The organism is Nitrososphaerota archaeon, from assembly GCA_011605775.1.
GTDB lineage: Archaea > Thermoproteota > Nitrososphaeria > Nitrososphaerales > JAAOZN01 > JAAOZN01.
In genome coordinates this window covers 12,126-38,734 of record JAAOZN010000083.1, presented here as the reverse complement: position 1 = coordinate 38,734, position 26,609 = coordinate 12,126, and the positions used below count along the sequence as shown (strand labels likewise).

Sequence of the window (26,609 nt, the reverse complement as noted above, 5' to 3'; positions counted from 1 at the left end):
GCGTTGACTAGACAGCAAGCTCTTGGAGGATTTCAGTTATGTCAGCGGCTGGGAAGCCTTCTGGCGTGCTTATCCTCTGCTTCGCAGGCGGGTTAGAGAGGTAGCTTCGTAGTCTAAGATCTAACCTCTGCTCATAAGTGGGTACATTCTCATTCTGGTAGAAGACACCTATCGGGATACGGTCACCCCACTCGAACGAGAGCTCGATAACCTTAGAGATCTTCGCCATAACCTGCTCTTTTGTCATATCAGCCCTCACCACAGGATCATATCCAACATCCTCAAGCCTATACACACGCGGTCTAGGCTTCTTAGTCACCGGATCCAACCTATCTTCACCAGAGTAGAATGCTTTAGTGTTGACATCGTTGTAAGTCGGGCAGGGCTGAAGCACATCGACAAAAGCGAAGCCTCTATGCTTAATCGCCTTCATGAAGATCTCCTTCAAATGTCTAGTATCATAAGCATAACCCCTAGCTATAAAGGTTACACCGGCTGAGAGCGCTAAGAAGATCGGGTTTACGGCTTCGTTTATGTTAGGCTCAGGCAGAGCCTTGGTCTTCACACCATATCTTAGCGTAGGAGAGGCTTGACCCTTCGTAAGCCCATATACACCATTATCATGCACAATATACGTCACATCAACATTCCGCCTACCAGCATGGATAAAGTGGCTCACACCTATACCCAACCCATCGCCGTCACCACTCACAGCGATAACCTCCAGATTAGGGTTCGCCAACTTAGCACCTATAGCGTATGGCAAAGGTCTGCCGTGCAGCGTGTGGATACCGTATGCTTTAACGAAATGCGGGAGCTTACCTGAGCAACCTATCCCGGAGAAGATCACAACATCATCAGGCTCTAACTCAAGCTCAGCCAAAGCAGACTGAAGCGCACTAAGTATGCCGAAGTCTCCGCAGCCTGGGCACCAGTCGTTATGTATCTGCTCCTTGAAGTCCGCTAGCTTAAGCGCCAAGTGTCAGAACCCTCCTTTTAGGCGCTGTGCCTTCAACCACAGACCTTAAGGCTTGATAAACCTCGTCTTGCAGCATAGGTCTCCCATTATATTTGACGATGTAGTTACTTATCTCTATGCCCGTCTTCTCTGTGATCAAGCCACCTAGCTGACCCGAGTAGTTCATCTCAACATCTATCACCTTTGAACCATCCAGAATTTTGGCGATGTGCTTTGACGGTAGGGGGCAGAGCATCTTTACTTGTAGGAAGCCTACCTCAACACCCTCAGGGTTCTCACTAATGTGCCCAAACTCATCATGCTCATCCCCTGAAGCCCAATGCACACAGCCCTTTGTACCCAGCTTCACCCTCGGCGAAATACCTGTTGGCGTAAACTCAAACCGCTTATACTCCCCACCAGCAGCCTTAATCTCCGCAACCTCTTCTTCGCCAATAAGATCTCCGCGCTCTATCTTCACCAAACTCGGATCCAGCGTTAATGTCTGATTACTATTAGCTAACGCTTTGTCCACCAAATGGATAACTAGGGTCTGATACTTCTCAGCGTAGTTAAAGGCTCTTGCAGCATCATAGAAGGCTTCCTCAATATCACCAGACGCTATAACGATCCTAGGGAATTCACCGTGCCCAGCGTGTAGAGCAAACCTCAGATCACCCTGCTCATGCCTAGTTGGAAGACCTGTTGACGGACCACCTCTCTGATATAGAGTTACAACCACTGGCACCTCATTCATACCAGCCCAACCCAACCCCTCAACCATAACGGAAAAGCCTGGTCCCGAAGTGGACGTTGCTGCACGAGCCCCAGCTAACGCTGCCCCAGTAGCGCTTGTTAGCGCTGCGAGTTCATCCTCGGTCTGAAAGACCACTATCGAGCCTGACTCATCGCCTCCGTTAAGTCGGAAGACAGCGTGCGCTTCCAGAAAGACGCTTTCGTCAGCAGCTGGGGTGATCGGGTAGTAGCTCTGAAATCTACATCCGCCTACAAGCTTACCTAGAGCGATAGCCTCGTTCCCAGTCAAGAGAATGAGCCTACCATTAGGTTGGCTCTTCAGCTTATGGGGGTAGGAGCTGCTGAAGCGCTTCTTAACGTAGTCATACGCAACTCTTGCGCCCTCAATGTTTTCCTCAACAGCCTTTGCCTTGCCTTTAAAGACGTTCTTTATAGCCTGCTCTAAGAAGGCCAAGTCGAGCTCCACTAGCGCCAGGCTGGAGGCTACAGCCAGCACGTTGATCATCCTAGCCAATTCGCTGATCTTCTTTTCAGAAGCTCTGGAGATTTCACCGAGTATCCCATCATAGGGTATGGGGTACGTCTGCACACCCCTCGCCTTACATTCCTCAATTAGGCTGCCGATCGTAGAGTTTAGACCGCGTTCCTCAAGCCGCTTCACTATCCTATTCTTTACAATCTTGTCTAAAGTTGGTATAGCTGCTACCTTCCTATCTAGAAGCTTCGGATCATAGATTAGTCCACCACCTTCAGCAACCTCATCGCAGTGGACAGCAATCGTCTCCTCGTCAAACGAAGCTAGCAAATCCACTCTACTCTTCAAAGATCTTACAGGCTTATCGCTGACCTTGAGCTGAAAGTAGCTATGCATCCCTTTTATGTTGGAATGGTATTCTCTTTTCCCATAGATGTGTAAGCCCGCTAGACCACACGCCTTGGCGAAGATGTTAGCTGAGGTATCTACTCCGCTACCCTGCTGGCCCCCTATCATATATGTGAAGCTGTTTATCAAAAAGGTTCAGCCACCTGTTGCTCTACCATACCCTAACGCGCACTCACAATCATCGATCTTCCCACAGTAGGGGCAGGCGCAGACACACTCATCAATAGGCATATGGCATCTCTCACAGTAGGCTTCGGCGAACGCTGGTCCAAGAGGCACGATAGTTAAGACCTCAGGCACCTCCTCTCTGATAGCGTTAAGTATGCCTCTTTGAAGCTCGAAGGCTAGTAGCTTGCATTCTGAGCAGGCTTCAGACGGTCTGATCTTAAGTACCCCCTTCTCAAACCCTACGTAGCGCAGAGCCGTATCTTCTCCGATCTCTCTGTTTATCTTCGCCAATACGGCTTTGATTCTCTCTTCTAGTGTTTGCATACCCATATAACCACCTTCTGCGAGCTAAAATTGTTTTCGCCACCTTCTGAAGCCACGCGATTAGGAAGCATCTAAATCAATATTATACCGACCGCAGCATTTAACCGTTTACACCAGTCGCAAAAGTGTGGGGGCAAGTTTAAAGGTTAGGGTTGGCAAAATGGGAGGGAGGGGCTCAAGCGTGGACACAACCTCACCTATAGAATTCTTGGTGAACGTAAGAGAGAACCTACTAGCCCTATCTCCAATGAAGATTATTCTTAGACGCAGCATACCGCCCATCAACCTCCCATCGTTTAAAATAGAGGAGCAGCCCGAGGGAACAAGTTTGGAAGTACCGAGGTGGGTCGGTGAGGTGCTGGTTGATTTAGGCTTCGCCTCAGCACCAAACGAAGGGTTTGAAACTGAACTCTTCAAATCACTCAGCAGAGAGCGTATGCAAGGACCTTTGCAGCTTTCAACCCTAAAGAAAGACTTCTACATCAACCTAAAGACATTCCTTGAAGACCTATCTGAAAAGGCCCGCAGCGACACCAAGTTTATTACGCAGTATGAGAAGAGTGCTGCTGCTGCGCGTGATCTGATGAGGTATAGGGTTCAGAAGCTCCTCTACATAGCCTCAGCAACAACACTGACCTCCGATTTGATAGAGAAGACCACACCAGAGGAGCAGAAGCTCATCGAATCTGTTAAAGGTTTGGTCAAGAGCTGGCTATCTTCAATTATAGGTGAGGGGTGATGGCTGAGCTTACACAAGCCCGTCTGCAAGACGTATTCAGCGACTTCATAAAGACATATAGAGATAAAACCGGAGCCTTAAAGTATAGGGAACGTGTTTCACAGATACCCATTTCAGGTGCGAAGTCCCTTGTTGTAGACTTCGATGATCTGTCATTCTATAATGTGGATGTGGCAGAGAAGATTTTACGAGAACCTGATGAAGCTTTAGCTGCATTCAAGAACGCAGCCTACGAAGCTGTTAGAGTTGAGAACGCTACTTATGCGGAGAGGATACGTAATGAGTTGACCGTCAGAATAAGGGGTCTGCCGACGAGAATCGAATTAAGGCGCATATCAACAGAGTATCTGGATCAGCTAATCTCTGTTGCAGGGATGGTGGTGCGCACATCTGAGCTGAGACCTTTAGCGGTTAAGGCTGCTTGGAGGTGCAAAAAAGGTGGTCACATAAATTACGTTGAGCAGAAGGGTATCGTCCTTATTAAGCCCAGAAGGTGCTCAGAGTGCGACGAGTCAAAGGAATTTGAACTTGACCCTAAGAAGACCGAATTTGTGGACTACCAAGTCATAAGAATTCAGGAGCTGCCTGAAGAGCTGCCACCGGGGCAGCTACCGCAGACTACAGATGTGAGCCTGATAGGTGATCTTGTCAATAAAGCAAGACCAGGAGATAGGGTGATTGTTACTGGGATTCTTAGGGCTGAGCCTGAGTCTGCACTAGGTGGTGTTAAGTTCAGGCTCTTCCGCTCTAGACTCGATGGGAACTATGTTGAAACATTAGGTGAGACCCCTGAGAAGATTGTGATAACTAAGGAGGATGAGGAGATCATAAAGAGCATCGCCTCACAGCAACTAGCCTATGAGCGGCTGATCGCATCTATCGCACCATCCATCTACGGCTATGAAACACAAAAAGAGGCGATATTGCTACAGCTCGTAGGTGCACCGCAGCGAGTGCTGGAAGATGGCACAACCTTAAGGGGCGACATAAACGTGCTTCTGATCGGAGACCCCGGTACCGCTAAATCTGAGATGTTGAAGTATGTAGCGCGAGTCGCCCCTAGAGCACTATACACTTCTGGTAGAGGCTCGACCGCTGCGGGTTTGACCGCTGCTGTCGTGAGGGAGAAGACGGGCATGATGATGCTTGAAGCTGGGGCGGTTGTTCTGGCGGATCAAGGGCTGGCTTGTATAGATGAGTTTGATAAGATGAGACCTGAGGATAGAAGTGCGTTACACGAGTGTATGGAGCAGCAGACTTGTAGTGTGGCTAAGGGTGGTATAGTTGCCACGTTGAATGCTAGAACCGCTATACTCGCAGCGCTTAATCCGACCTTAGGTAAGTATGATCCTCACCGCAACTTAACCGATAACGTTAACCTTCCCATACCTCTACTCACTAGGTTTGATCTGATATTTGTTTTAAGAGACGTTCCCGAAAGGTCTGGTGACGAGCGTGTAGCTAGGCATATTCTTGAAACGCATAGGAAGGGTAGCTTCGCGACACCCCCTCCTATTGGTGTAGATCTGTTAAGGAAGTACATAGTCTACGCTAAGAGAATCAACCCCACTTTAACACCCGAAGCTGAAGAGAAGCTTCTGGAATATTATCTTAAGATGCGAAGTGTAGGTGATGCATCTATGATAACCGTCACACCTAGGCAGCTCGAGTCGCTTATCAGATTAGCTACCGCTAGAGCAAGGGTTATGCTAAGAGATAAGGTGAATGAAGAGGATGCGTTAAGGGCTATCTCTCTGATGGAGAGGATGCTCAGCACCGTAAGCGTAGATGTGAAGACGGGTAGAGTTGATCTAGGCGTCTTGCACGGCAGACCCCTCAGCGAAAGAACTCTGCTTGAAACAGCCTTAGACGTATTTAAATCGCTTTCTGGTCCTGAGCAGAAGCCTGTAGATGGTAAGGTGTTTATAGAAGAGCTCATTAAAACTGGTAAATTTAAGCGGGAAGAAGCTGAGCGGATGCTGCAGATACTTCATAGAAGCGGACAGATCTATGAAGTCAGACCAGGCTACTTCAGAAAAGTTGTGTGATCATATCACTTGCGTATAAGAGACCTACCCCTGCCTAAACCCCTTGTTGATCTGCTGGAGGAGAAGGGTTACGTAGACCTCTATCCACCCCAAGAAGAAGCCGTTAGGAGAGGTGCGCTCCAAGGAACCAACGTCCTTCTAACGACACCAACCGCTAGCGGCAAGACACTTGTGGCGATAATCGCTGCTGGCAAAAGGATTCTGGAAGATGGGGGGAAGGTGGTCTACCTCACACCCCTAAGAGCGCTAGCTGCTGAAAAGTATGAGGAGTTCAAGATGTTGGAGGCTCTGACAAAACCCGATGGCTCGAACGTTAAGGTACGCATCTCAACAGGGGACTATGATTCCCCGGGTGAGTTTCTTAGAGATGGTGATCTAATCGTCTTAACCAACGAGAGGTTCGACTCAATACTTAGACACGGTGCTTCTTGGATAGATGACGTGAGGCTGTATGTTGCGGATGAGGTGCACCTAGTAGGTTTACCGAGAAGGGGACCCACTTTAGAGAGCATACTAACCAAGATCAGAGCCTTTTCCCCAGATTCACAGATAATAGGTTTGAGCGCTACGATAACGAATGGGGCTACGATAGCAAAATGGCTTGGTGCTGAGCTCATCAACATAGACTGGAGACCAGTAAAGCTCGTTGAAGGTGTCTGGGACCACGGCAGAATTGTCTACGCAGACGGCAGAACCAAGACCGTAAAGAGCACTGGAAGAGGCGCTGCGATAGATGTTGCCGCAGACGTGCTCGATGAAGGCGGGCAGGCACTAATATTTGCGGAGACTCGAAGGAGGGCTGTTAGCTTAGCGGCTAAAGCTGCTGAGGTCACTAAACGCTATCTTACAGAGGAAGAGAAGCGAGAGTTGAGTGAAGTAAGTAGGAGGATATTGACTGAGGTTGAGGAGACCTCGTTGAGCAGATCTCTAGCTGAAGCGGTTGAGTGCGGTTCAGCGTTCCACCACGCTGGTCTCGCATCTATCCATAGAAGGATCGTCGAGGAAGCCTACAGAAGTGGGCTAATAAAGATACTAACAGCAACACCAACGCTTGCTGCCGGAGTTAACCTTCCCGCCAGGAGGGTTGTGATATCAAGCCTCTATAGATATGATGCAGAGTATGGTGGGCAGAGCCTGCTTTCTGTACTTGAGTATAAGCAGATGTGCGGTAGAGCTGGTAGACCTAAGTTTGATGATATAGGTGAGACAATCCTCTTGGCTTCGCCCTCATTCACCAAAGAAGAGCTCTTCGAGAATTACATAAAAGGTAAGCCTGAACCCATCACATCACAGCTCTCAGACGAAGGTATGCTTAGAACACATCTACTTGCTACAATAGCCAGCCTACCGGGGTTGACCGACGATGATATTGACGAATTCTTCTCCAAGACGCTCTTCACGCTGCAGTATAGGCGACCTACGGTGAAGATTAGGTTGAGCAGATGCCTATCTACCCTGCTAAGAGACGGGTTAGTTGAGAAGGTCGGTCGCAGATATATGGCTACAGAGTTTGGCAAACGAATCTCGCTACTCTATATAGATCCTGAAACGGGAGTGCTATTTAAGAAGGCGCTTCAAAGAAGTAGGGCTGGGCAAAGATACGAAGCCGGTATAATCCACATCATCTCAATAGCGCCTGATATGTCGCCTAAGCTTGCTCTCAGAAGCAAAGATACGGATGAGGCTAGGGAGTATATAGAAGAGCATAGCGAAGAATTCCTCATACAACCCTATGAGGAAGCGGCTTACTGGAGCGGCTCGGACTCCTTCAGGAATGTGCTTGTATTAGATGCTTGGATAAGGGAGGCTAGCGAAGACAGCATACTAGAAAAATATGGTGTTGAACCCGGAGACCTCTACAGAATAACCGAGAACGCCGAGTGGCTACTCTACTCTTTTGAGGAGATTGCCAAACTACTCCAGATCAACTACTTAATAGATGAGATCGAAGAGCTGAGAATGAGAGTAAAGTATGGTGTTAGAGCCGAGCTGCTGCCTCTAACTAAACTCGAGGGCATAGGGCGAGTTAGAGCCAGAGCCCTCTACAGCCGAGGATTCACAGACCTTAGCAAGATTGCTTCAGCCAAAGAGGAGCAGCTAGCCTCAGTACCTAAAATAGGACCAGCGTTAGCCAAGAAGATAAAGAAGCAGGTTCAGAGTTTGAGATGAATCCAGTAAGCGGGCTTGCAGCCTGTATAAGCAGAAGGGAAGAGGATATCTTAACGAAGATACTTTGGCAGATGATTCGTCGGGCACCCTTCGGCTTCCACCTCTACACAAAACAAGGAGACCTAAGCACCTGCAACATAGATGAATACTCTGCTGAGTCCGGGGTTTGCTTAAAGTTTCAGGGTGAAGCACCACATCCTATACCGATGCACGGAGAGATCTATGCGCCTGAGAACTTCGACTTGGAGAAACTGGGGCGCAAACTTCTCGACAGACAGTTTGAGGAGGCTGCCGAAGATCTGAAATCGGTTGATGGAGCGTATGCGATGATCTTCGCTGGTGAAGAGGAGATGATTTTAGTGAGAGACCACCTGGGTCAGAAACCACTCTACTACGTGCAGAAGCCTGAGCTTATAGCAGCAGCAACAGAAAGAAACGCCTTAGAGTTGTTAGGCTTTGAAGCAGAGGAGGCGCCGAAGAACGCTTTACTTCACCTATCTTTCGGCGAGAAGCGGGTGTATAAGATCCCAGAAGTAAGAGACGAGGGGGTGGTGGAGGATCTGGATGAAGCTGCCAGCCGAGTTTCAGCTCTGCTCAGAACATCGGTTGAAGCGAGGTTGAAGAAGGCTGGTAGGGTGGCTTTAGGTTTCTCAGGGGGCTTAGATAGCGCGCTTCTGGCGAAGATCGCCTCAAACATTATGGAGATTAAGGTGCTCTGCTTGGGTTTAGAGGGGTCAAGAGATCTTGTGTGGGGCGCTAAGGCTGCTGATCTTCTAGGTGTTGATGCTGAACTATACACGGTTGATGCTGAGGAGGTAGAGGATGCTTGCAACAGATTACTCGCCTACCGAAGTTTCAGCGCACTCGACTTAAGTATTGGGGTTGGTGTAGAGTTGCTGGCTAGACGGGCAAGGGAGGAGGGTTACCAGACTCTCATGCTCGGGCAGCTGGCTGATGAACTATTTGGGGGCTATATGCGATACCACGGCGCTTTCCTATCGAAAGGTCTAGAGGCTGCCCAAAAGCTTATTGTAGAAGATATCTCATCTGCAGAAAGAGGTTTAGAGAGAGACGAATACGCTTCAGCACCATATGTTGATCTAAGCCTACCATACGCTTCGAAGCCGCTCGTCAAATACGCTCTCAACATACACCCCAGGCTCAAAGTCGACGAGAAAAGGAGAAAGATAGTTCTGAGGAGGGTGGCTGAAATACTAAATCTACCAGAAGAGATCGCCGAAGCTCCCAAGAAGGCGCTGCAATACAGCACAGGTATAGCCAAGGCTATCAAGGCAGCAAAGAAACCCTTATAACAGAAGCAGACGGTAGAAAAAGATAGAGGTTCTGCACAGGTGAGTCGAATGAGCCAATCTAGGTTCCCGATAAAGAGGATAAGCGCCGTGGAGCACCGCATCGAAGCAGGCTTCAAGCCTGGGATGAAGGTGCCAGTCACGATATACGCTAGCGATGAACTACTCGCTAAGATGCTGACCGATAGAACAATAGATCAAGCGGTTAACGTAACGCACCTACCCTACCTATACAAGCACGTTGTAGTACTACCGGATGGGCACGAAGGCTACGGCTTCCCTATCGGAGGGGTTGCTGCGAGCGACGCTGAAAAGGGTGTAGTATCGCCGGGCGGAGTGGGGTACGACATAAACTGCGGTGTTAGGCTCATCAGAACAAACCTCACCGTGGATGACGTTCGACCTCGTCTTAAAGAACTCCTCCAAACGATCTATAGAATGGTGCCATCGGGGCTCGGAAGTCAAGCCATAATAAAGCTCACCTCAAGTGAGTTGGATCTTGTTTTGACCGAGGGTGTGAAGTGGGCTATATCAAAAGGCTACGGCTGGGACCAAGATAGAGAAATGTGCGAAGAGCAAGGGGTTATGAAAGGCGCAGACCCAGCTGCTGTTTCAAACATAGCAAAAAGCAGAGGTGCACCACAACTAGGTAGCCTAGGTTCTGGAAACCACTTCCTCGAGGTTCAGAAGGTGGATAAGATCTTTGACAAAGAAGCTGCGGCGAAATACGGCATAACACAAGAGAACCAGATCATGGTTTTGGTCCACACAGGCTCGAGAGGACTCGGGCATCAAGTCTGCAGTGACTACCTTAAGATAATCGAGGCTGCATCAAAGAAGTATGGTATAGACCTCCCAGATAGAGAGCTGGCTTGCGCACCGATGTATTCGAAAGAGGCTGAAAATTATATGAAGGCTATGGCTGCTGCTCTAAACTTCGCTTGGTCAAATAGGCAGATGATCACACACTGGGTTAGGGAAGCTTTTAGGAAGGTCTTCAAGATAAGTGAGGAGGACTTAGGCATGAGACTCGTCTATGATGTTGCCCACAATATCGCAAAATACGAGTACCACAACATAGACGGCTCGATGAAGAAGGTTGTTGTGCATAGGAAGGGTGCGACTAGAGCCTTCCCGGCCGGAAGCGACGCAATACCACAACAATACAGAGACGTAGGGCAGCCTGTGCTTATACCCGGCTCAATGGGCACCTCATCTTGGGTGCTTAAAGGCACTGAGAAGGCTATGGAGCTGAGCTTCGGCTCAACCGCGCACGGTGCAGGCCGAATGCTCTCGAGAGCCGCCGCAGTCAAAGCTTACACAGCAGAGAAGATAAGGCGGGAGCTTGAATCCAAAGGCGTGTTGATAGAGGCAGCGAGTTGGAGGGGAGTAGCTGAGGAGGCTCCGGCTGCATACAAGAATGTAGATGAAGTAGCCGAGGTCTCGCACGCCGTCGGGATCGCAACTAAAGTAGCAAGGCTTGTACCTCTGGGTGTGGTTAAGGGTTAGTCTTTCCGCCTAAACTTCTCAGCAAGGGGGATAAGCCGCCCGTCTTCTAACACGGAGATCGTGGTTTCAACGGAGATGTGTAGACCTAAAGCCCTAAAGAGCGAAAGAAGCTCACCCCCTCTAATGTAGCCTTGGATGTAGCCTTGCTCTATAAGCTCAGCCAGTCTCTTAACGACGATTTTGGTCTCCTCTGGGTAGGCTCTCTCAGCAGCTTCGAGCACATCTAACCCCCTATCTATAAGCCTAGATATCAGTATGCGCCTTGGATCAGCCTTCTTCTCCTCTTCGCTCTGCTTAAGCAGCTTCTTCCGAAGCTCAAGCATCTTCCTAGCCCTAATCAACTCAAGATCCTTATCCTCAAGGGGGGTTTCTTCTGCGCTCATACCAGATATAGCGATCCAACCACCCTATTTATAGGCTTAGCTGCAGCAAAGTAGGTTGATGAGCACCGAGCTCTGGGTAGCGATACCTGATTCAACTCTAATAGAGTGTGTTGATCTGAGGGAGAAGACTGAAAAAGCAGGCTACATCGCAAGAGCTTGCGCCATACATAGAGTGACGAGGATATACATCTACCACGATCAGAAAGAGAAGGCTAGGAAAGACCAAAGGCTGCTCAGCATCCTTCTCCAATATATTGAGACACCACAGTACCTTAGAAGACACCTCTTCCCCAAGATGCCTGAGCTGGCGTATGCAGGGGTGCTCCCACCCCTACGCACACCAAGCCACCAAGTCAAAACAGATCTAAGTGAAGTTAAGGAGGGGGACGTAAGAGAGGGGTACTGCTATAGACGTGCGGGCGCATATTATGTTGACGTTGGGCTAGCTAAGCCAGCACGCCTTTTGGATGCTGAAGCCAACTTGGGTAGAGTGCTCGTTAAGATAGAAGACGTTGAACCAGAGTTGACCTGCAGATTAGTTGATAGAAGTGCTGTAAAAGGGTACTGGGGTTTCGCGGTAAAGCAGACCGAAGAACTCAGCAAACTCGTCAAAAGCCTAAAGCCAGTTCTGGTAATAGCAACAGCGAAAGAAGGCCAACCAATAGAAGAGAACTGGAAGAAACTACATACCCTCTTGCACTCAAATGAGCGGTGCTTGATACTATTCGGCTCACCAAGAAGCGGCCTCCAAGAGATCCTCCAAGAAGAAGGAACTTCGCTTGAAAACGTGGCAAACATAACCCTAAACTTTGTGCCGGAGCAAGGCACAGCAACAGTCAGAACCGAGGAAGCACTCTACATCGTCTTAGGCATAGTTAACCTTCTTCTACACCTACCTAAGGAGTAAATGATAAGTCGTTCAGCTGATCTAGAAGCTGCAAGTAAATTTACTGCAGAAGAGGAGTTGAATAATGTCCCGCAGAATTACCTTGTAACAATACTCCATCCAAGCCCTTGCAGTGTTGTAATGAAGCCATCTATGTTAGTGGGTGTTACCAAGAGGTATTCGCCACCTCTGAGCTTGAAGACAACGGCTACGTTGCTAGAGACTGCGAGGAACGCTTTTGCACCATTCTTCAACTTGAACCAGCCTAAACTGTAGCCTGGCAGCCCGTGCCCCCACGTTCTCAGACTCGGCTTAAGGTCGCTCCTCGAATTCAGGTCTGCGACGTAGACCTCCTCTACATCCCCTCGCTTAGCGGAGAAGCTGTACATCGGAGGGGCCTTAACCACTACTTCTTCGCTGGAAACCTCTATTTTCAGCAAGCATACGGGTAGAACCAATAATATTAGAACCGCTATGAGGATGATGGCTATGATGACTGTGAATATAACTACTGACTGCGGGGTGGGTATCGTGAAACTTGCTTGCATTCGCGCTTCTCATAAACATCGATTGTACTTGGGATTTAAAGCTTTAGAGGGAGCAGAAAACAGCTTCAGGGCAGCTGTTTCATATCATCTCGTCAAGCCTCATGCGCACCAAAATGTGAGGACGAAGCAACAATTAAGAGAGCATTTTGAACCACTACACAACCTAAAGAAGGGGGGCTAGTGTCTGAGGCCTAAGGAGCTGTGCATCAACGATGCTACCAGCTTCTATAACCTCAACCCCTTCGGGAATCATAAACACAGAGTTCGCTTCAGCCATATCTTGAAGCCTATGCTTAAGCGCTATGGGTTTAACTACCAACTCATCACCACTATAGCTGAGGTGAGCGTAGATGAACTGTGTCCAATCTTTCTGCCCCCTAACCTCTTCAGCCAAACGCGCCTTAACTATTGGGATCAGCGACCTCCTTAGGCCACAAAGCTTAAAGATGGCTGGTAGAACGAGTTGGAGGAAGGCGATTTCGTTCGACGGTGGTCCTCCGGGTAGGCAGAAGACAACTTTTGAGCCGAAGAGTCCGAAGGCTATTGCTTTGCCAGGCCCGATCTTCACCCTATGGTAGATCATCTGCCAACCTAGATCATCAAGCACCTTCACAACTACATCCTTCTCGCTCTTCCAAGCGCCTCCGCTCGTTAAGACCACGTCTGCTCGATGTAAGGCTTTGCTGAGGGCTGCTCTGATCACATCAACATCATCTTTAACGACTCGGCTCCTCAACTTCAGTCCAAGAGACGCAAGCCAGCAGTAGATGTTCAAGAGGTTGGTAGCGGCGACCTTACCGACACCAACTTTTCTCCCTGGAGCGACTACTTCACTCCCGGTAGCGATTATCTCAACCGATGGCTTCTTATAGACCCAGAGTGAGTCATATCCGCCAGCAGCGAGTAGGCTGATCGCAGAGGGGTAAAGTAGCTCCCCTTTGCACAAGATCTTTGAGCCAGCCTCTAGGTCTGAACCCTTCCTCAGCACGTTACGCCCAAGCTCAGCATCGGCATACACTTCAACGTACCCCTCCCGCTCAGCTGTAAACTCGATGGAGACGACCGCTTCTGCGCCCTTTGGTAAAAGGGCTCCAGAAGTTACCTTAACTGCACATCCGTCGGTCAACTCGAGGTCTTTATGTTCCCCTGCAGCTAGTGAGCCTATGATACGCAGCCGCTTTGGGTTTGTTGAGCTTGCGTCTGAAACATCTTTTGATTTGACAGCAAAACCGTCTTTAAGTGAGACGTCTGCCGTAGGCGTGTTCACCTTAGAGTAGATATCTTCAGCGGAAACACGCCCGACAAGTTTAGTTAGAGGGATCAGTTCTCTACCCAACGGCTTAACGTACTCTATTGTTAGCTTGTAGGCTTCTTGAAAACTTATGTCCTCTTTTCTACTCAACCCTACCTTAAAGAAGCAGTACTTGGATTTTAGTCTATCTCACATCACAAGCATCAGTATCCTATATGCTATCCCCCCGACTAGAAGGGCTAATGTGATATCTACTACAACAATGAATAAGGTTCTCCTTAGGCCGAACTCGTGAAGCAAAGCAGCGACTGTGGACACACAGGGTATATAGAGCATACTTACAAGGGTAAATACCACCATCTGCACCGGTGAAAGAACCAAAGAGAAATCGAAGGTGCCAAGAGCATCACCCAAGAGTATAAGAGCGAGCTCCTTACGGAGAACCCCGAATACAAGAGGTATGCTGCTCACAGCTGGCAGACCCAACCACCAACTGATTAGAGGCTCTAGGAGGTTGCTGGCTCGCTGAAGCAGACCAGATATATTCAACAGCTGCAATGCCATCGACCCTCCTACAATGATTGGGAACGCTATTTGTATGAAGTCTTTGGTCTTTGACCAAGTCTGCATCAGAACAGCTCTTGCAAGTGGCTTCCTGTATGGAGGCATCTCCATCACAAGCCCAACTGGTTCGCCTGGGAAGGTTCGGTATGCTAATCTGCCTAGGAGGAAGACGAGTATAAGGTTGAAGAGGTAGATGGCTATGGCAGCGGGTAGCCCAAGGTATCTGCCCACCAAACCCAAGATGATTACTGTCCTCGCTGCACAGGGTATCAGCACGGTAACGAAGGCCGCTAAAAAGCGCTCCCTATCGCTCTCCATTATCCTACAGCTTATGCAAGCCGGTACACTACACCCGTAACCTAGGAGGAGGGGTATGAACGCTTTGCCGTGTAACCCGATCTTATGCATAAAGTTATCCATAAGAAAAGCCGCTCTGGGCAGATACCCGCTGTCTTGCAGCACAGCCAGAATCAGATAGAAGGGGACGATATAAGGTAGAACAACAGTCAAACCCGCAACTACACCACCCAACACACCATCCACAATAAATGCTGCTAGAAGAGGAGGGGTGGCGGTTAGAAGCCCTTCTACAGCCGGAAGCAACAGATCGGTGAAGAAGCCCTCTAAAAGTGCAACAAAGAAGCCACCCACATAGAATATGGTTGCGAAGATGCTTATGAAGAGCGTAACCAATATGAGGTATCCTAATATGCCTCTTGCAGTAAGATCGCTCAGCTTCTCCTCAACGGAAAGCTTTGGTGGCGTAGCGATCTTGACAACTTCACCCGCTACTCTACTCGCCACACTATACCGCTCCGACGCGATTACGAGGATAGAGTTCTCACCATGCATCTTCTCTAAATGCTCTATAATCGCTTCAGCCAAAGCTAGGATCTGTTGCCCAAACCCCTCACGCTTCACCAACTCAACTACTTGGGGATCTTTCTCTAAGAGCTTTATAGCCAGCCATCTTGCAGAATACTTTGATACTAGAGTAGGAGCTCTCTCTTTAAGAACCTCAGAGAGCTTGCCCACATACTCTTCAACCTCTTTACCGTACTTTAACCTACTCTGCGCCCTCCTCCGACCAGATTTAACCACACCGACACAAGCTTCGAGTACTTCACTTATCCCAGAGCCGGTAACAGCTATCGTAGGAATAACTGGAACTCCAAGCAGCTCAGATAGCTTCTCAACATCGATTCTAACACCTTTTTTAGCGGCAAAGTCGACTTGATTTAACGCTATGACCAGAGGAGCTTCAAACTCAAGGAGCTGAAGCGTCAAGTATAGGTTACGCTCAAGGGCTGAAGCATCCACAACATTGACGACTACATCAGGCGTCTCCTCTACCAGATACTCCCTAGTAACCAACTCCTCCATCGAATAAGTTGAGAGAGAGTAGATGCCTGGTAGATCAACGACTTTAATGGTGTAATCTTGAAAACGTAGTGTACCTTCAGCCCTCTCAACCGTCTTACCGGGCCAGTTGGCAACGGTCTGATTTAACCCTGTGAGCTGATTGAATATTGCAGACTTCCCTACATTAGCGTTCCCAGCTAACGCGATTGTTATGCGCTTTGCCTCTGCTTTAGTGTTAAGCACTTGAGCCGCGCCTCACATAGATCTTTGAAGCAACACCATAACCTAGTATTATCGAGACACCTCTCAAAGAAACCTCTATCGGTCCATGTAGGGGTGCTACTCTGACAACGGTAACCTTCACCTTTGGGACGATGCCCATAGCCGCAAGCCTAGCGAGTAACCCTCTACCAGCGACTACAAACGCAACCTCCCCGACTTCACCACGCTTCAACTCAGTTAAAGGCACAACTTCTTCAACTTGACCTTTAAACTCTAGAAGGCTTTGGCGAAGGGCGTCTGAAGTCTCTTTATCTAAGCCGTGTCTGGTGGAGAGGTGCTGAGTAACCTCTTCTTTCGCCCCTCTTGTCAACCGCTCAAGCAGCCTCGATAATCTACCTCCACCCCTATGCACGAGGTGATCGTGAAGGTACTCAGCCCTATGTGCAAGGATCTCCTTAACACCCTTTTGGGTGACTGTAAAGAGAGAGTTATGCTGCTCGATGAATCCAAGCTCCACGCAATCCTTTAGCTTTTCCAGCGTCTTATCGGCGGACAAGCCCAATCTGCTAGCGATTTCGCTCAAAGAAGCACCCCTCCTTTCGCGATCCAGTGAAGCCACGATTTCAAGCAACTCTACAAGCTCGCCACCACTAGGCATAGCGCTCACCCTACGGTTTAGGTAGTTGATAGTAGGCTGGCCAACGCATCTACAACTTCTTTATCTAAAGAATGTTCCATCTTACAAGCATATTTGTGCGCACGCTCAGAAGGAATCATCAAGAAATCGATCAAGAAGCGCTCTACCAATCTATGCCTCTTAACGATCTCAGCAGCGATACGCTTACCCTTCGAGGTCAAAGTGATTCCACGATAGGGTTGGTGGACCACAAGCCCCTTACGCTCAAGCCTCTCAACAAGATTAGTAACCGTACCTAAAGTAGTCCTTAACCCTTCAGCAAGATCGCTAGTCCTAGCCACACCACCCGAAGCGGTCAACCTATACACTAACTCAAGAAACTCCTCTTGCCCCTGTGAAAACCCTGACACACCTCTGTGCACCATGCATGGTTTACGACATTGTCGTAGATATATAAGGATTAGGATGGGTTCAATTTCCGCCACACTTCTTTAAACCGCTAGTATGAGGTTAGGATGGTAGATGCTCCGGGCGGGATTTGAACCCGCGTTTGCGGCTCGAGAGGCCGCGATCCTTGACCGGACTAGACGACCGGAGCTCAGAGCTGGCTATTCATCTTTATGCTTTTAATATTAGCGGTTTGGTGTTGGTTGTGTTTCTCGTTTAATCGTCGAGTCGGACTGCGTGTTTGGTGATCTCTAGTGAGCAAGCGTGGTGTTTGGTGCAGAATTCTTCGCATCTTTCAGCCCAAGTCTTTTCTCGATATAGTAGGTGGCATTCTTCGCATTCATAAAGTATCTGATGCCCTTTTATGATACTCCGTACCATCATCTAACTATTTACTGCGCCTCTCTCTATTAAGAATTTACAGTACTGCTAGCTGCTTAAGAAGCTCTTTGACCTCATCGGGGCTTCTAAGATAGTACTTTGCGCTTGTTTGGATCGGTGTGTTCGCCACCAAGATTGTCACACCTCTGCTGAGCTTTAGAAAGGCATCTTCGTCTGATGTGTCGTCCCCAGCGTATATTGGTAGGCTCTCAGGTGCTACTCTCTCGATGAGAAGCTGCGCAGCTCTTCCTTTATTCCAATCCAACTTAGGCCTAACTTCAAGCACCTTCTTTCCGCAGTTAAGTTGTAGGCGCTGCCAACCTCTTATCACTTCAAGCACCTTCTGCTTAACCAAATCTACCTTCTCTTCTGGGGCGGCTCTGTAGTGTACGCTTACCGTGAAGATCTTATCCTCAACGATAACTCCTTCAAACCCACCTAACTCTCCCTTCAGCTCTTCATAGACTTTTGAAACGCTTCCAGCCAGCCTTTTAGCTCTTGGGTGCACAAACTCTACATCAGGTCCACTCAACTCTAAACCGTGGTTCCCTGCATAATATAGGTCTTCCAAGCCTACCCGCTTCTTAACATCCTCTAAGGTCCTACCTGAGACTATAGCAACCTTGTATCCTTGTTTATCGGCTAAGGTTTTTAGAAGGTTTCTTGTTTCAGGAGATAGATATGCGTCTTCTGGTCTCTCCACTATAGGTGTGAGTGTGCCATCGTAGTCTAGGAGTATGAATAGAGAGGGGCTCGACTTTATGGTACTTATGATTTTATTCCACTCCTCCCAAAGATGCTTGGGCGCCAAGGTTATCCGAGTTGTTGGTTAGGGTGTCTGCCGAGCTTTACTTCTGAACTTCTGCTGAATCTCAAGTATCCTTCTGTTTATCTCGGCGGCAGCTGTTTCTTTCTTCTCCGGCGCGTTTACCATAAGCCTAAGCTCTAGATGTATCTCTTTCTCATCACGCCTCTTTGTTGTTAGAAGAGGGGGGAAGTTTTCATCCCAATACATCTTCAGCTTATTGCAAGCCTTAAACACGTTTTCTTCAAATTCAGCCAAGTCGATGCTGGCTGGCACAACTATTGGTACGATTATCTCTTTCCAAGCTGCTTGCGTTGAGTTAACGATCGGCTCCTTCATAAACATCTGGTTCGGGATGCTGATTATATTCCCTTCTTTGGTCAGTAGGATCGTGCAAGTAGGGTTGACCCCAATCACTTTACCAGTGTAGTTGAGTACGGTGATCTCATCACCTAGCTTAAATGGAACGTAAAGCTCGCTGAAGTATTTGGCTGCCATGTTCTGCAGCACATCTCTGAATGCTAGGATCGCCGCGAAGCCTACTAGTGCAAATAGTAGAAGGATAAGATCTATTCTTACACCAACTGTTTGAACCGCGATCAACACGCCTATGACCCAGATCGCCACGATCACTACCTTCTCAACGTGGACCGCTATTATGGGGATCCCAGACCTGAAGATCCCTCGAATAAAGAGGGTTACAATCTTGGTTGCAATATATGTTAGAGCAAGAGTTATGGCTACGTAGATTATTGGGTAGATGCTCTCAAACGGTAGCATATCTGACACCGCCTAAGTATTTTGAGAGGACTTCAGCTTCCTTCTTTATACCCTCATCTAAGTGGCAGAGTGTGGATGTCTTGAATCCCTCTTTACCCAGCTTCTCAGCAAGATCTTCATCGCTCAAGACCCTAATGATTTTAGAGGCTAACTGATTGGTGTTCCTAGGATCAAATAAGAGCCCATTTACACCGTCCTCTATCAGATCAGCAACACCTGCGTAAGAGCTGACTATAACTGGCTTCTTATACAACCAAGCTTCAACTACCACGAGTCCGAAGCCCTCTCTAACCGATGGTAGTATAAAGGCGTCACACATCGCATACGCAGTCCCTAAGTCCTTCTCTGGGAGATAGCCAACGAAGACCACATTTCCCTTTAACCCCTTGTTTTCTGCGCACTCTTTGAGGTGTTGTAACCATTTTTCACCCTTTGATAACCCTAGTTTGGAGCTTGAAAAGCTACCATCGCCTACTAACACAAGCTTTGTGTTAGGGAGTTTGGAGACGACTCTCTTAAGGGCTATAATCACTTTATCCTGCGCCTTCATAGGATCTAATCTGGCCACTGTCAGCAAGACTTTATCCTTCTCATTTATACCAAGACGATCACGCAGTTCTTGGATCTGTTGCGCAGTTGGCTGCGTGTACTGTGAAGGGTCTATGTAGGGGTATATGTGAAAAGCGTCACCTTCATACCCCAATCTTCTTAACTCATCAAGGTAGGTTCGGCTGCTCACGATCACCACATCGTAGTAACTCAAGTACTTTAGTAGGGCTAGCTGCCAGCTCCTAGGTAGATCATGCGTTCTGAATGGTATATGCCACCTAAATATCTTCGGCTCGGCCGTGGGGAGCATAGACCCCATCGGCAAGAGCTGAAAGTCGTGTATGTAGAAGCCATCAAAATCAAGTTGACGATGGAGAGCGTAAGCCAACTCACTGAACTTACGATTCAAGAACATGTAGTCGATGTACTCGTCACACCAAAATTCAGGGACTTCTGGTTTCCACAGACCGTGAAATAGACGCCAAATCCCCTCTTTCACTGCGCCATAGCCTTTAATCTTTGCTTGAGGTAAGGTGACGTGGCTGAGATTGATGCCTTTAAGCGATGCTTTAGGTGGAGCATTGGGATTTAAAGAGATCCACTCAACCCCCTCTATTATACCACTCTGCATCATCCGCTTCAACAGCGGGTAGAGCATCCTGCTGACGCCGCCTGGGCTGAATCTATAATCCACACCTTCAGTAAGAGTAGAGAAGTCAGTAACTCCTGCGCCTCCAACCACGTTAGTGTTTATGAGCTGGATTAGCGGCGTCTGGGATGCTACGCAAAGAATACCCATCCTCTACCACCTAACATCTAATCAAAGTTGGCTAAAATAACTTCTCCCAAGCTATATATGGGTATCGAGCATAAGATACCAACTCTTCTCGAATCCCCAAGTAAGGAATGAATTAAGCTGCGCGATGGTAGCCTGTTACTTTACTAGGGTATCTTTCTTTGTTCTCCGCTTATCCCATATGCTCCTTATGTAAGAGTTAGGCAGGGCGTTATTAGCGTAAGAAATATATCTAACGTATTTTTAGTTTATATTGTGGGTATAGTTCTTGGCTGCAAAGTTAGGTGGGTTTATGGGTAAGATCCTGTGGGTCAATCTGTCGTCAAGTAAGATTCTAGAGAAAGATCTGCCTGCTGAATGGTGTAGAGAGTATGTGGGAGGAGTAGGATTGGGTGCAAGACTACTATACGATGAAGTGCCGGCTTGGGTCGCACCCCTAGATCCAGATAACAGATTAATCTTCACACAAGGACCTTTGTCTGGTACCGTAGCACCTACCGCATCAAGGTACACCGTTGTCACAAAGTCGCCTCTCACTGGATACTTCGGCGATGCTAGCGGTGGCGGCTTCTTCCCAGCTGAATTAAAGAAGTGTGGCTATGACGTTATTGTTGTAAGCGGAAGAGCACGTAAACCTACGCTTCTACTCCTATATAATGGGAGGGTTGAGCTGAGGGACGCCTCAGCATACTGGGGGATGGATGCTAGAGAAGCTGAAAGAGCGATAAAACGCGATCTAGGAGAACCGCAACTAAAAGCTTGCACCATCGGAAGAGCGGGTGAGAAGATGGTCAGATTCGCAGCCATAATGAATGATGAAGCAGATAGGGCGGCTGCTAGATGCGGTGTCGGTGCTGTAATGGGCTCAAAGAACCTTAAAGCTGTCGTTGTTAAAGGAAGTAAGAATCCGACCGTCGCAGACCCGTCAACACTCAAGCAGCTGGTGGTAGAGATAACAAACTACGTTAAGACTAACAAGAATGTAGTATCGTTCACGAAGGGAGGAACACCCGGATCTTTCGCATTCTTCTGGCAGTTGGGTGATGTACCAGCTTATAATTGGAGCGGCTCAAGCTTCGGACCTTCTGACGCATATGTTGAAATGGTAGCATACCCAGGAGGATACGAGACCATCCTCTTAAAGAACCGTACTTGCTACGCCTGCCCCATAGGCTGCAGAAGAGTCAATAAAGCTCTAGACGGGCCATATGAAGTTGAGGAGGGGGTTGAGGGCCCTGAATATGAGACGGTAGCCTCGTTTGGTCCTAATTGCGGAGTCAATGATCCTAAGGTTATCGCCAAAGCAAATAACCTCTGTAACCTCTACGGTTTAGATACGATTTCAGCAGGAGGTGTGATAGCGTTTGCGATGGAGTGCTTTGAAAAAGGTGTCTTAAGCGAGAAAGATACAGGTGGTCTTAAGCTGAAGTTTGGCGAGGGGGAGGCTCTGCTGCAATTATTGGAGATGATAGGAGAAAGAAAGGGAATCGGCGACATATTAGCAGAAGGTGTTAGAAGGGCTGCTAAGCAAATAGGAGGCAGTGCTGAAGAATACGCTATACACTCAAAAGGGTTGGAGATAGCCATGCACGACCCAAGAGCAGCTCAAGGTGTAGGTGCACATTACGCTTGCACACCAACAGGGGGAAGACATACAGAGGGGTTAAGCCTATTCAGAGAACTCAAAACTAGATTCTCCACGGAAGGCAAGGGTAAACTCGTGAAGGAAGTAGAGGATTGGAATGCATTTACGCAAGCCTCAGGCTGGTGCCTGTTTGCTGTAGATGCGCGAGGCTACCCTTCCAATGAATATATGCTTAAAGTGTATAACGCTGTAACTGGGTTAAACCTCTCTTTGGCTGACGTTATGATGCTTGGTGAAAAGATATTCAATCTTAAGAAGTGTTTTAATGTTAAGCACGGCTGCAGCAAGAGCGAAGATACTCTGCCAAAGAGGCTACTAACGCTACCAACAAAGGCTGGAGCGGTTGTTAAGTTGGATGAACTTTTACCCCAATATTATGAAGCACGTGGCTGGGATGCTGCCACAAGCAAACCCAGCAAAGAGAAGCTTGTCTCCCTAGGTCTAAGCGATGTCGCGAGAGATCTTTGGGGTGAATGATTAGCGTTTAGGGTTTTATTACCGCTCTGCCCTCGATCTCTCCCTTTCGCAAGCTAGACAAAGCTTCATTGGCTTGATCCAGTCGAAATGACGTTGAAATCACGGGTTTTACCACCCCTTGGCTTGCAAGGTGAAGCATCTCCTGTAAGTCGGTGAGTGTACCTGTGTAGCTGCTCAATATGTTGAAAGCCATTATGGGCAGAAGAGGTATCTGGATCTTAAGAACCCCACCAAATAAACCGACTACTACGAGCCTGCCACCCTTTCCGAGGATTTTTAGAGCTGATTCTACAGTCTGGGTGCTGCCTACAAAATCTATAACAGCATTCGCTCTCTTACCTTTGAACGCTTCTTTTAACGCGGCTGAAACGTCTTGTTGAGCCGAATTTATCGTGAGATCGGCGCCTAGAGTTTTTGCGTATGCTAGCTTCTTATCATTCACATCTAACACAACTACGGTAGATGCTGTCAAAGATTTAGCGAGCTGTATAGCCATACCGCCTACTCCGCCAGCGCCTATTATCACAGCGATCTCATCCGGCTTAATCTGCGCACGTTTTACCGCCTGCAACGCAGTTATACCCGAACATGCCAAAACACCTGCCTCCTCTGGCTTTAAACCATCATATCTCAAGACGTAGCGCTGATTAGGTACAACAACATATTCCGCATAGCCGCCATCAGAATAAACACCTAACGATTGTGGTCTCTCACACAGGTTGTCAAGCCCTGCTCTGCAGAAGCCGCAGACACCACAACCTATCCAAGGATAAACCACGACACGCTCACCAACTTCAAACCCAGTTACACTTCTTCCTTTGGCTTCTACCTTCCCAGCAACTTCGTGGCCCAAGGTTAAAGGTAGGCGTATCCGTTTATCTCTTATTGTCAACCTCTCCTCCTCTTTGGCACCATAGTAGCCGTCACTTAGATGTATGTCACTGTGACATACACCACAAGCCTCAACTTTAACCAACACATTATCATCTAACAGCGGTGGTGGTTCGCTTTCGATTAGCTGAAGGGGTTTCCCAAACTCCACTAGCTTCATAGCCTTCATGACGACTCAATTGTTATATGCGCTACGCTTTAGTTTAAAGTTTTCTTTTGCGATATATTTATAAACCAAATAGTGGATAATAATACTTGTGCCGATCCGAAACGGACAAGAATATATAGAGAGTCTGAGGAAGCGTAAGCTTAAGGTCTACTATATGGGGCAGCTCATAGAGAACCCAGTAGACCACCCAATAATCAGACCATCAATAAATGCGGTGGCGGAAACCTATGATCTTGCCGTTAGAGAGCCTCATCTTGGCCAAGCCTACTCGTCTCTAATAGGCAAACCTGTCAACCGCTTCCTACACATAACAGAGAGCGCAGAAGATGTGGTGCTGCAAAACAAGATGCAGAGGAGATTAGGTCAGCTTACAGGCACCTGCTTTCAGCGCTGTGTAGGCATGGATGCCTTGAACACACTCTACTCGGTAACTTATGAGATAGATGAAAAGTATAAGACCGAGTATCATAAGCGCTTCGTAGAGTTTGTAAAATATGTTCAAGAAGAGAATCTTGTAATAGGCGGCGCCATGACCGACCCTAAAGGAGATAGAAGTGTAGGACCATCAAAACAGATAGACCCAGACCTCTTTCTCCACGTTGTTGAGAGGAGGAAGGATGGTAGTGATAAGAGGGGCAAAGGCTCATCAGACAGGCTGCATAAACTCACATTGGCTGATTTTTATGCCGACCATGCGCCTCGAACCTGGTGAAGAGGATTACGCAGTCTCTTGCGCTGTACCCGTTGATGCACCTGGTTTGACCTACATCTATGGCCGGCAATCCTGTGATACGAGAATAGTTGATGGCGGGGAGATCGATGCAGGTAACTCCCTCTACTCTGGGCAGGAAGCTTTGATAGTCGTCGAGGATGTGTTTGTACCATGGAAGTATGTGTTTATGTGCGGTGAGATAGAGTTCGTACCCACCTTAATAGACAGATTCACAGCATATCATAGGAGAAGCTATACGTGCAAGAGCGGCGTTGGTGATGTGCTGATAGGCGCTGCCGCCCTTATAGCCGATTATAACGGCGTCGGCGATAAGAGTCATATCAGGGAGAAGCTGGTTGAGATGGCGCACCTCAATGAGACCATATTTGGCACAGGTATAGCATCATCTTATTCATCGTATAAGACGAAGGCTGGGAACTGGCAGTGTGATCCTCTACTTGCAAACGTATGTAAACACAACGTTACAAGATTCACTTACGAAATAGCTAGGTTAGCTCAAGATCTAGCGGGAGGCTTTGTAGTAACACTACCATCTGAAAAGGAGCTTAAGAATCCTGTCACTGGACCGCTTGTAAGAAAGTTCTTGGCAACGAAGGAGGGTGTGGACCCAGAAGACAGGATTCGAATACTTCGCCTAATAGAGAACATGACTATAGGTAGAAATGCGGTAGGCTACTTAACCGAATCCCTACACGGAGCAGGCTCGCCGCAAGCACAAAGAATAGTCATCGCTAGGCTTATGAATATCGAGGAGAAGAAGAAGTTAGCAAAGAAGTTGGCTAAGATAAAAGATCTTCAAGCAGAGATTAAAGTAAGTGCGTCAAAACCGGCTTAACCGCCGGCTGAAGAGTATCTCAGCTACGCTTCCTCTGCTCTAGAATATGCCTTATTACAAGATCTTGTATTCTTATGCAAGGTAGGTTGAATTTGGCACAGTATTGCGCTAGCTCGCTGTCTAGCGTTATTAAGCAGACCTCTCCCTTAGTTTTCAAGAGGTATTCTACTATGTCAGGGTCTGGTATACTTATGCTCGAGTCTTCGTCGCCCCGTATGAGCTTAGACGCTGTCTCGCACTCGATTCCTAGTTCACGCAGCTCCTTAGCTAAACCGTAGAGCATAGCGTCAACCATATACTTCATCTTCGCCCTGTGTTCGGGTACTCGTTATCTAGTAATTTAGTTTTCTTTTTAAGCAGGCGAGTATAATAATAGGGTGATGGCGGGGCTGGATGACATAACTATAATTCGTGATGTTCCTACGAAACTCTTTCGCTTTACGGACTACTTTAAAGGCTTTGAGAAGGTCCCTGCTGTTCGAAGCCTCTTTGGAGATAGGACGGAGGAGATTCTAAGCAATCTTAAAGTGGAGTTCTTTTCTTCACGCTATGGATATATGGGTGTTAGTGATGTTGATGGACATCTGCTGGTAAGCACCTACCACTTAAAGCATAGCGACTTGAGAACCCTTTATCTAGATATCATCCACGAGCTCTACCATCTTAAACAGTTCTTGGATGGTAAGCAGCTCTTTAATGAGGAGCTTTCTTATGTCGATAACCCTATTGAAATTGAAGCTTACCGTTTTACAGTAGAGGAAGCTAAGAGGATAGGCTTAACTAGGGAGGAGATAATCGAGTATCTGAAAGTAGATTGGATTAGCGAAGAAGAGCATAAGAGGCTTATCAAAAGGTTAGGGCTCGAGTGAGCCGCTTAAAATCATCTTATATAGAGAGGTCTTCCAAGCTGCTTCCTCTAGAGCCTTCTTGAACAATTCTCTATCCTTCTCAGCGACTCCCCTATACGGTTTAGCTGGCGAACCTAATGCAACACATTCACGGGGTATTTTTGTGCCAGCCGTTACTAGGCTCCCTGCGCCTATTATGCTTCCTTCCCCAATCTGTGCACCATCTAAGATAACGGCATCTATTCCTATCAGCACTCTACTTTCAACTATACATCTATGGAGGACGGCTCTGTGGCTTACCAGCACTTCTTCACCTATGTGCGTATCTTCCACAAAACACTGCTCCATAATTACACTACTTCTTCCGATCTTTGTTGATTTAAACTCGCCTTTAACCAAGCAACCAAACCAAACAGCAGCGTAATCACATAACTCGACATCACCTAGGATCCTAGCTGTAGGGTCAACATAGACATCCTTGCCCAGCCTAGGTCTTTTTCCGTTAAACTCTAACAGAGCCAATAGGGCGAAGACG

The 26,609-nt window shown here is 47.9% G+C and carries 24 protein-coding genes, 1 tRNA gene and 1 pseudogene; 9 read left to right on the top strand and 17 right to left on the bottom strand.

Annotated elements, in window-relative coordinates; genetic code table 11:
- Nucleotides 1-7: 7 nt before the first annotated feature.
- From HA494_07395 to HA494_07385, 3 genes are read right to left on the bottom strand one after another with little or no spacing between them, the layout of a single operon-like run.
- Nucleotides 8-979 (bottom strand): 2-oxoacid:ferredoxin oxidoreductase subunit beta, encoded by a 972-nt coding sequence (locus tag HA494_07395; GenBank protein NHV97589.1) that lies wholly within the window; start codon nucleotides 977-979, stop codon nucleotides 8-10.
- Nucleotides 969-2,723, bottom strand: a complete 1,755-nt coding sequence (locus tag HA494_07390; protein NHV97588.1) for a 2-oxoacid:acceptor oxidoreductase subunit alpha — start codon at nucleotides 2,721-2,723, stop codon at nucleotides 969-971. Before HA494_07390 ends, HA494_07395 begins: the two co-directional genes overlap by 11 nt.
- 9 nt (nucleotides 2,724-2,732) lie before the next feature.
- Complete coding sequence (locus tag HA494_07385; protein ID NHV97587.1) at nucleotides 2,733-3,089, bottom strand: NifU family protein; 357 nt, start codon at nucleotides 3,087-3,089, stop codon at nucleotides 2,733-2,735.
- 127 nt (nucleotides 3,090-3,216) lie between these two features.
- On the opposite strand from HA494_07385, the gene HA494_07380 reads away from it, so the two are divergent.
- Genes HA494_07380 through HA494_07360 form a run of 5 tightly spaced genes read left to right on the top strand, consistent with a single transcriptional unit; the run spans nucleotide 3,217 to nucleotide 10,864 of the window.
- Nucleotides 3,217-3,828, top strand: a complete 612-nt coding sequence (locus HA494_07380) for a DNA replication complex GINS family protein (GenBank protein ID NHV97586.1) — start codon at nucleotides 3,217-3,219, stop codon at nucleotides 3,826-3,828.
- Nucleotides 3,828-5,876: a minichromosome maintenance protein MCM gene (locus tag HA494_07375; GenBank protein ID NHV97585.1), complete on the top strand. Its 2,049-nt coding sequence runs from the start codon at nucleotides 3,828-3,830 to the stop codon at nucleotides 5,874-5,876. The genes HA494_07380 and HA494_07375 overlap by 1 nt, the downstream gene beginning before the upstream one ends.
- 9 nt (nucleotides 5,877-5,885) lie before the next feature.
- Nucleotides 5,886-8,045, top strand: coding sequence for a DEAD/DEAH box helicase (locus HA494_07370; protein NHV97584.1), 2,160 nt, complete (start codon nucleotides 5,886-5,888; stop codon nucleotides 8,043-8,045).
- Nucleotides 8,042-9,358 carry an asparagine synthetase B gene (locus tag HA494_07365; GenBank protein ID NHV97583.1) on the top strand — a complete coding sequence of 439 codons (1,317 nt, stop codon included), beginning with the start codon at nucleotides 8,042-8,044 and terminating at the stop codon, nucleotides 9,356-9,358. Before HA494_07370 ends, HA494_07365 begins: the two co-directional genes overlap by 4 nt.
- A 48-nt stretch (nucleotides 9,359-9,406) precedes the next feature.
- On the top strand, nucleotides 9,407-10,864 hold the full coding sequence (locus HA494_07360) for an RtcB family protein (protein NHV97582.1): 1,458 nt from the start codon (nucleotides 9,407-9,409) through the stop codon (nucleotides 10,862-10,864).
- Here the strand turns inward: HA494_07360 and HA494_07355 are convergent.
- Entirely contained in the window at nucleotides 10,861-11,247 is a 387-nt protein-coding gene (locus tag HA494_07355; GenBank protein NHV97581.1) for a double-stranded DNA-binding protein, read from the bottom strand. The genes HA494_07360 and HA494_07355 overlap by 4 nt on opposite strands.
- A 58-nt stretch (nucleotides 11,248-11,305) precedes the next feature.
- Here HA494_07355 and HA494_07350 point away from each other — a divergent pair, with 58 nt between their 5' ends.
- Nucleotides 11,306-12,154, top strand: coding sequence for a methylase (locus tag HA494_07350; GenBank protein NHV97580.1), 849 nt, complete (start codon nucleotides 11,306-11,308; stop codon nucleotides 12,152-12,154).
- Between the two features lie 77 nt (nucleotides 12,155-12,231).
- Here the strand turns inward: HA494_07350 and HA494_07345 are convergent, their stop codons facing one another.
- From HA494_07345 to HA494_07300, 10 genes are all read right to left on the bottom strand, one after another.
- Nucleotides 12,232-12,681 carry a hypothetical protein gene (locus HA494_07345; protein NHV97579.1) on the bottom strand — a complete coding sequence of 150 codons (450 nt, stop codon included), beginning with the start codon at nucleotides 12,679-12,681 and terminating at the stop codon, nucleotides 12,232-12,234.
- Nucleotides 12,682-12,844: 163 nt separating this feature from the next.
- Complete coding sequence (locus tag HA494_07340) at nucleotides 12,845-14,083, bottom strand: molybdopterin molybdotransferase MoeA (GenBank protein NHV97578.1); 1,239 nt, start codon at nucleotides 14,081-14,083, stop codon at nucleotides 12,845-12,847.
- A 39-nt stretch (nucleotides 14,084-14,122) separates the two neighbouring features.
- A complete protein-coding gene (gene feoB / locus HA494_07335) occupies nucleotides 14,123-16,102 on the bottom strand; it encodes a ferrous iron transport protein B (GenBank protein NHV97577.1) in 1,980 nt (659 codons plus the stop codon).
- Nucleotides 16,095-16,739 (bottom strand): hypothetical protein, encoded by a 645-nt coding sequence (locus HA494_07330; protein ID NHV97576.1) that lies wholly within the window; start codon nucleotides 16,737-16,739, stop codon nucleotides 16,095-16,097. Before HA494_07330 ends, feoB begins: the two co-directional genes overlap by 8 nt.
- A gap of 17 nt (nucleotides 16,740-16,756) precedes the next feature.
- Nucleotides 16,757-17,143, bottom strand: a complete 387-nt coding sequence (locus HA494_07325; protein ID NHV97575.1) for a metal-dependent transcriptional regulator — start codon at nucleotides 17,141-17,143, stop codon at nucleotides 16,757-16,759.
- Nucleotides 17,144-17,241: 98 nt separating this feature from the next.
- Nucleotides 17,242-17,316: transfer RNA gene (locus HA494_07320), tRNA-Glu, on the bottom strand.
- A 65-nt stretch (nucleotides 17,317-17,381) separates the two neighbouring features.
- Nucleotides 17,382-17,549, bottom strand: a complete 168-nt coding sequence (locus HA494_07315; protein ID NHV97574.1) for a hypothetical protein — start codon at nucleotides 17,547-17,549, stop codon at nucleotides 17,382-17,384.
- A gap of 34 nt (nucleotides 17,550-17,583) precedes the next feature.
- Entirely contained in the window at nucleotides 17,584-18,357 is a 774-nt protein-coding gene (otsB, locus tag HA494_07310; GenBank protein NHV97573.1) for a trehalose-phosphatase, read from the bottom strand.
- Nucleotides 18,358-18,375: 18 nt separating this feature from the next.
- Entirely contained in the window at nucleotides 18,376-19,131 is a 756-nt protein-coding gene (locus tag HA494_07305; protein ID NHV97572.1) for a mechanosensitive ion channel family protein, read from the bottom strand.
- Nucleotides 19,118-20,479: a glycosyltransferase family 4 protein gene (locus tag HA494_07300; protein NHV97571.1), complete on the bottom strand. Its 1,362-nt coding sequence runs from the start codon at nucleotides 20,477-20,479 to the stop codon at nucleotides 19,118-19,120. Before HA494_07300 ends, HA494_07305 begins: the two co-directional genes overlap by 14 nt.
- Nucleotides 20,480-20,744: 265 nt before the next feature.
- Here HA494_07300 and HA494_07295 point away from each other — a divergent pair, with 265 nt between their 5' ends.
- Entirely contained in the window at nucleotides 20,745-22,598 is a 1,854-nt protein-coding gene (locus tag HA494_07295; GenBank protein ID NHV97570.1) for an aldehyde ferredoxin oxidoreductase family protein, read from the top strand.
- A 7-nt stretch (nucleotides 22,599-22,605) separates the two neighbouring features.
- Here HA494_07295 and HA494_07290 read toward each other — a convergent pair whose 3' ends face one another.
- Nucleotides 22,606-23,658, bottom strand: a complete 1,053-nt coding sequence (locus HA494_07290) for an alcohol dehydrogenase catalytic domain-containing protein (GenBank protein ID NHV97569.1) — start codon at nucleotides 23,656-23,658, stop codon at nucleotides 22,606-22,608.
- 154 nt (nucleotides 23,659-23,812) lie between these two features.
- On the opposite strand from HA494_07290, the pseudogene HA494_07285 reads away from it, so the two are divergent.
- Nucleotides 23,813-25,226, top strand: a pseudogene (locus tag HA494_07285) (4-hydroxybutyryl-CoA dehydratase).
- Between the two features lie 19 nt (nucleotides 25,227-25,245).
- Here the strand turns inward: HA494_07285 and HA494_07280 are convergent.
- A complete protein-coding gene (locus tag HA494_07280; GenBank protein NHV97568.1) occupies nucleotides 25,246-25,530 on the bottom strand; it encodes a hypothetical protein in 285 nt (94 codons plus the stop codon).
- Nucleotides 25,531-25,606: 76 nt separating this feature from the next.
- Between HA494_07280 and HA494_07275 the strand changes: the two genes are divergently transcribed.
- Entirely contained in the window at nucleotides 25,607-26,095 is a 489-nt protein-coding gene (locus HA494_07275) for a hypothetical protein (GenBank protein NHV97567.1), read from the top strand.
- Here HA494_07275 and HA494_07270 read toward each other — a convergent pair.
- Nucleotides 26,081-26,596 (bottom strand): gamma carbonic anhydrase family protein, encoded by a 516-nt coding sequence (locus tag HA494_07270; protein NHV97566.1) that lies wholly within the window; start codon nucleotides 26,594-26,596, stop codon nucleotides 26,081-26,083. The two genes, HA494_07275 and HA494_07270, sit on opposite strands and share 15 nt — an antisense overlap.
- Between the last annotated feature and the right edge of the window lie 13 nt (nucleotides 26,597-26,609).

Excerpts from the sequence above, each read along its gene's own strand:
- HA494_07385 (NHV97587.1), bottom strand. The coding sequence starts at position 3,089 with ATGCAAACACTAGAAGAGAGAATCAAAGCCGTATTGGCGAAGATAAAC.
- HA494_07375 (NHV97585.1), top strand. The coding sequence starts at position 3,828 with ATGGCTGAGCTTACACAAGCCCGTCTGCAAGACGTATTCAGCGACTTC.
- HA494_07365 (NHV97583.1), top strand. The coding sequence starts at position 8,042 with ATGAATCCAGTAAGCGGGCTTGCAGCCTGTATAAGCAGAAGGGAAGAG.
- HA494_07360 (NHV97582.1), top strand. The coding sequence starts at position 9,407 with ATGAGCCAATCTAGGTTCCCGATAAAGAGGATAAGCGCCGTGGAGCAC.
- HA494_07355 (NHV97581.1), bottom strand. The coding sequence starts at position 11,247 with ATGAGCGCAGAAGAAACCCCCCTTGAGGATAAGGATCTTGAGTTGATT.
- HA494_07350 (NHV97580.1), top strand. The coding sequence starts at position 11,306 with ATGAGCACCGAGCTCTGGGTAGCGATACCTGATTCAACTCTAATAGAG.
- HA494_07345 (NHV97579.1), bottom strand. The coding sequence starts at position 12,681 with ATGCAAGCAAGTTTCACGATACCCACCCCGCAGTCAGTAGTTATATTC.
- HA494_07330 (NHV97576.1), bottom strand. The coding sequence starts at position 16,739 with ATGCCTAGTGGTGGCGAGCTTGTAGAGTTGCTTGAAATCGTGGCTTCA.
- HA494_07325 (NHV97575.1), bottom strand. The coding sequence starts at position 17,143 with ATGGTGCACAGAGGTGTGTCAGGGTTTTCACAGGGGCAAGAGGAGTTT.
- HA494_07315 (NHV97574.1), bottom strand. The coding sequence starts at position 17,549 with ATGATGGTACGGAGTATCATAAAAGGGCATCAGATACTTTATGAATGC.
- HA494_07305 (NHV97572.1), bottom strand. The coding sequence starts at position 19,131 with ATGCTACCGTTTGAGAGCATCTACCCAATAATCTACGTAGCCATAACT.
- HA494_07300 (NHV97571.1), bottom strand. The coding sequence starts at position 20,479 with ATGGGTATTCTTTGCGTAGCATCCCAGACGCCGCTAATCCAGCTCATA.
- HA494_07290 (NHV97569.1), bottom strand. The coding sequence starts at position 23,658 with ATGAAGGCTATGAAGCTAGTGGAGTTTGGGAAACCCCTTCAGCTAATC.
- HA494_07280 (NHV97568.1), bottom strand. The coding sequence starts at position 25,530 with ATGAAGTATATGGTTGACGCTATGCTCTACGGTTTAGCTAAGGAGCTG.
- HA494_07275 (NHV97567.1), top strand. The coding sequence starts at position 25,607 with ATGGCGGGGCTGGATGACATAACTATAATTCGTGATGTTCCTACGAAA.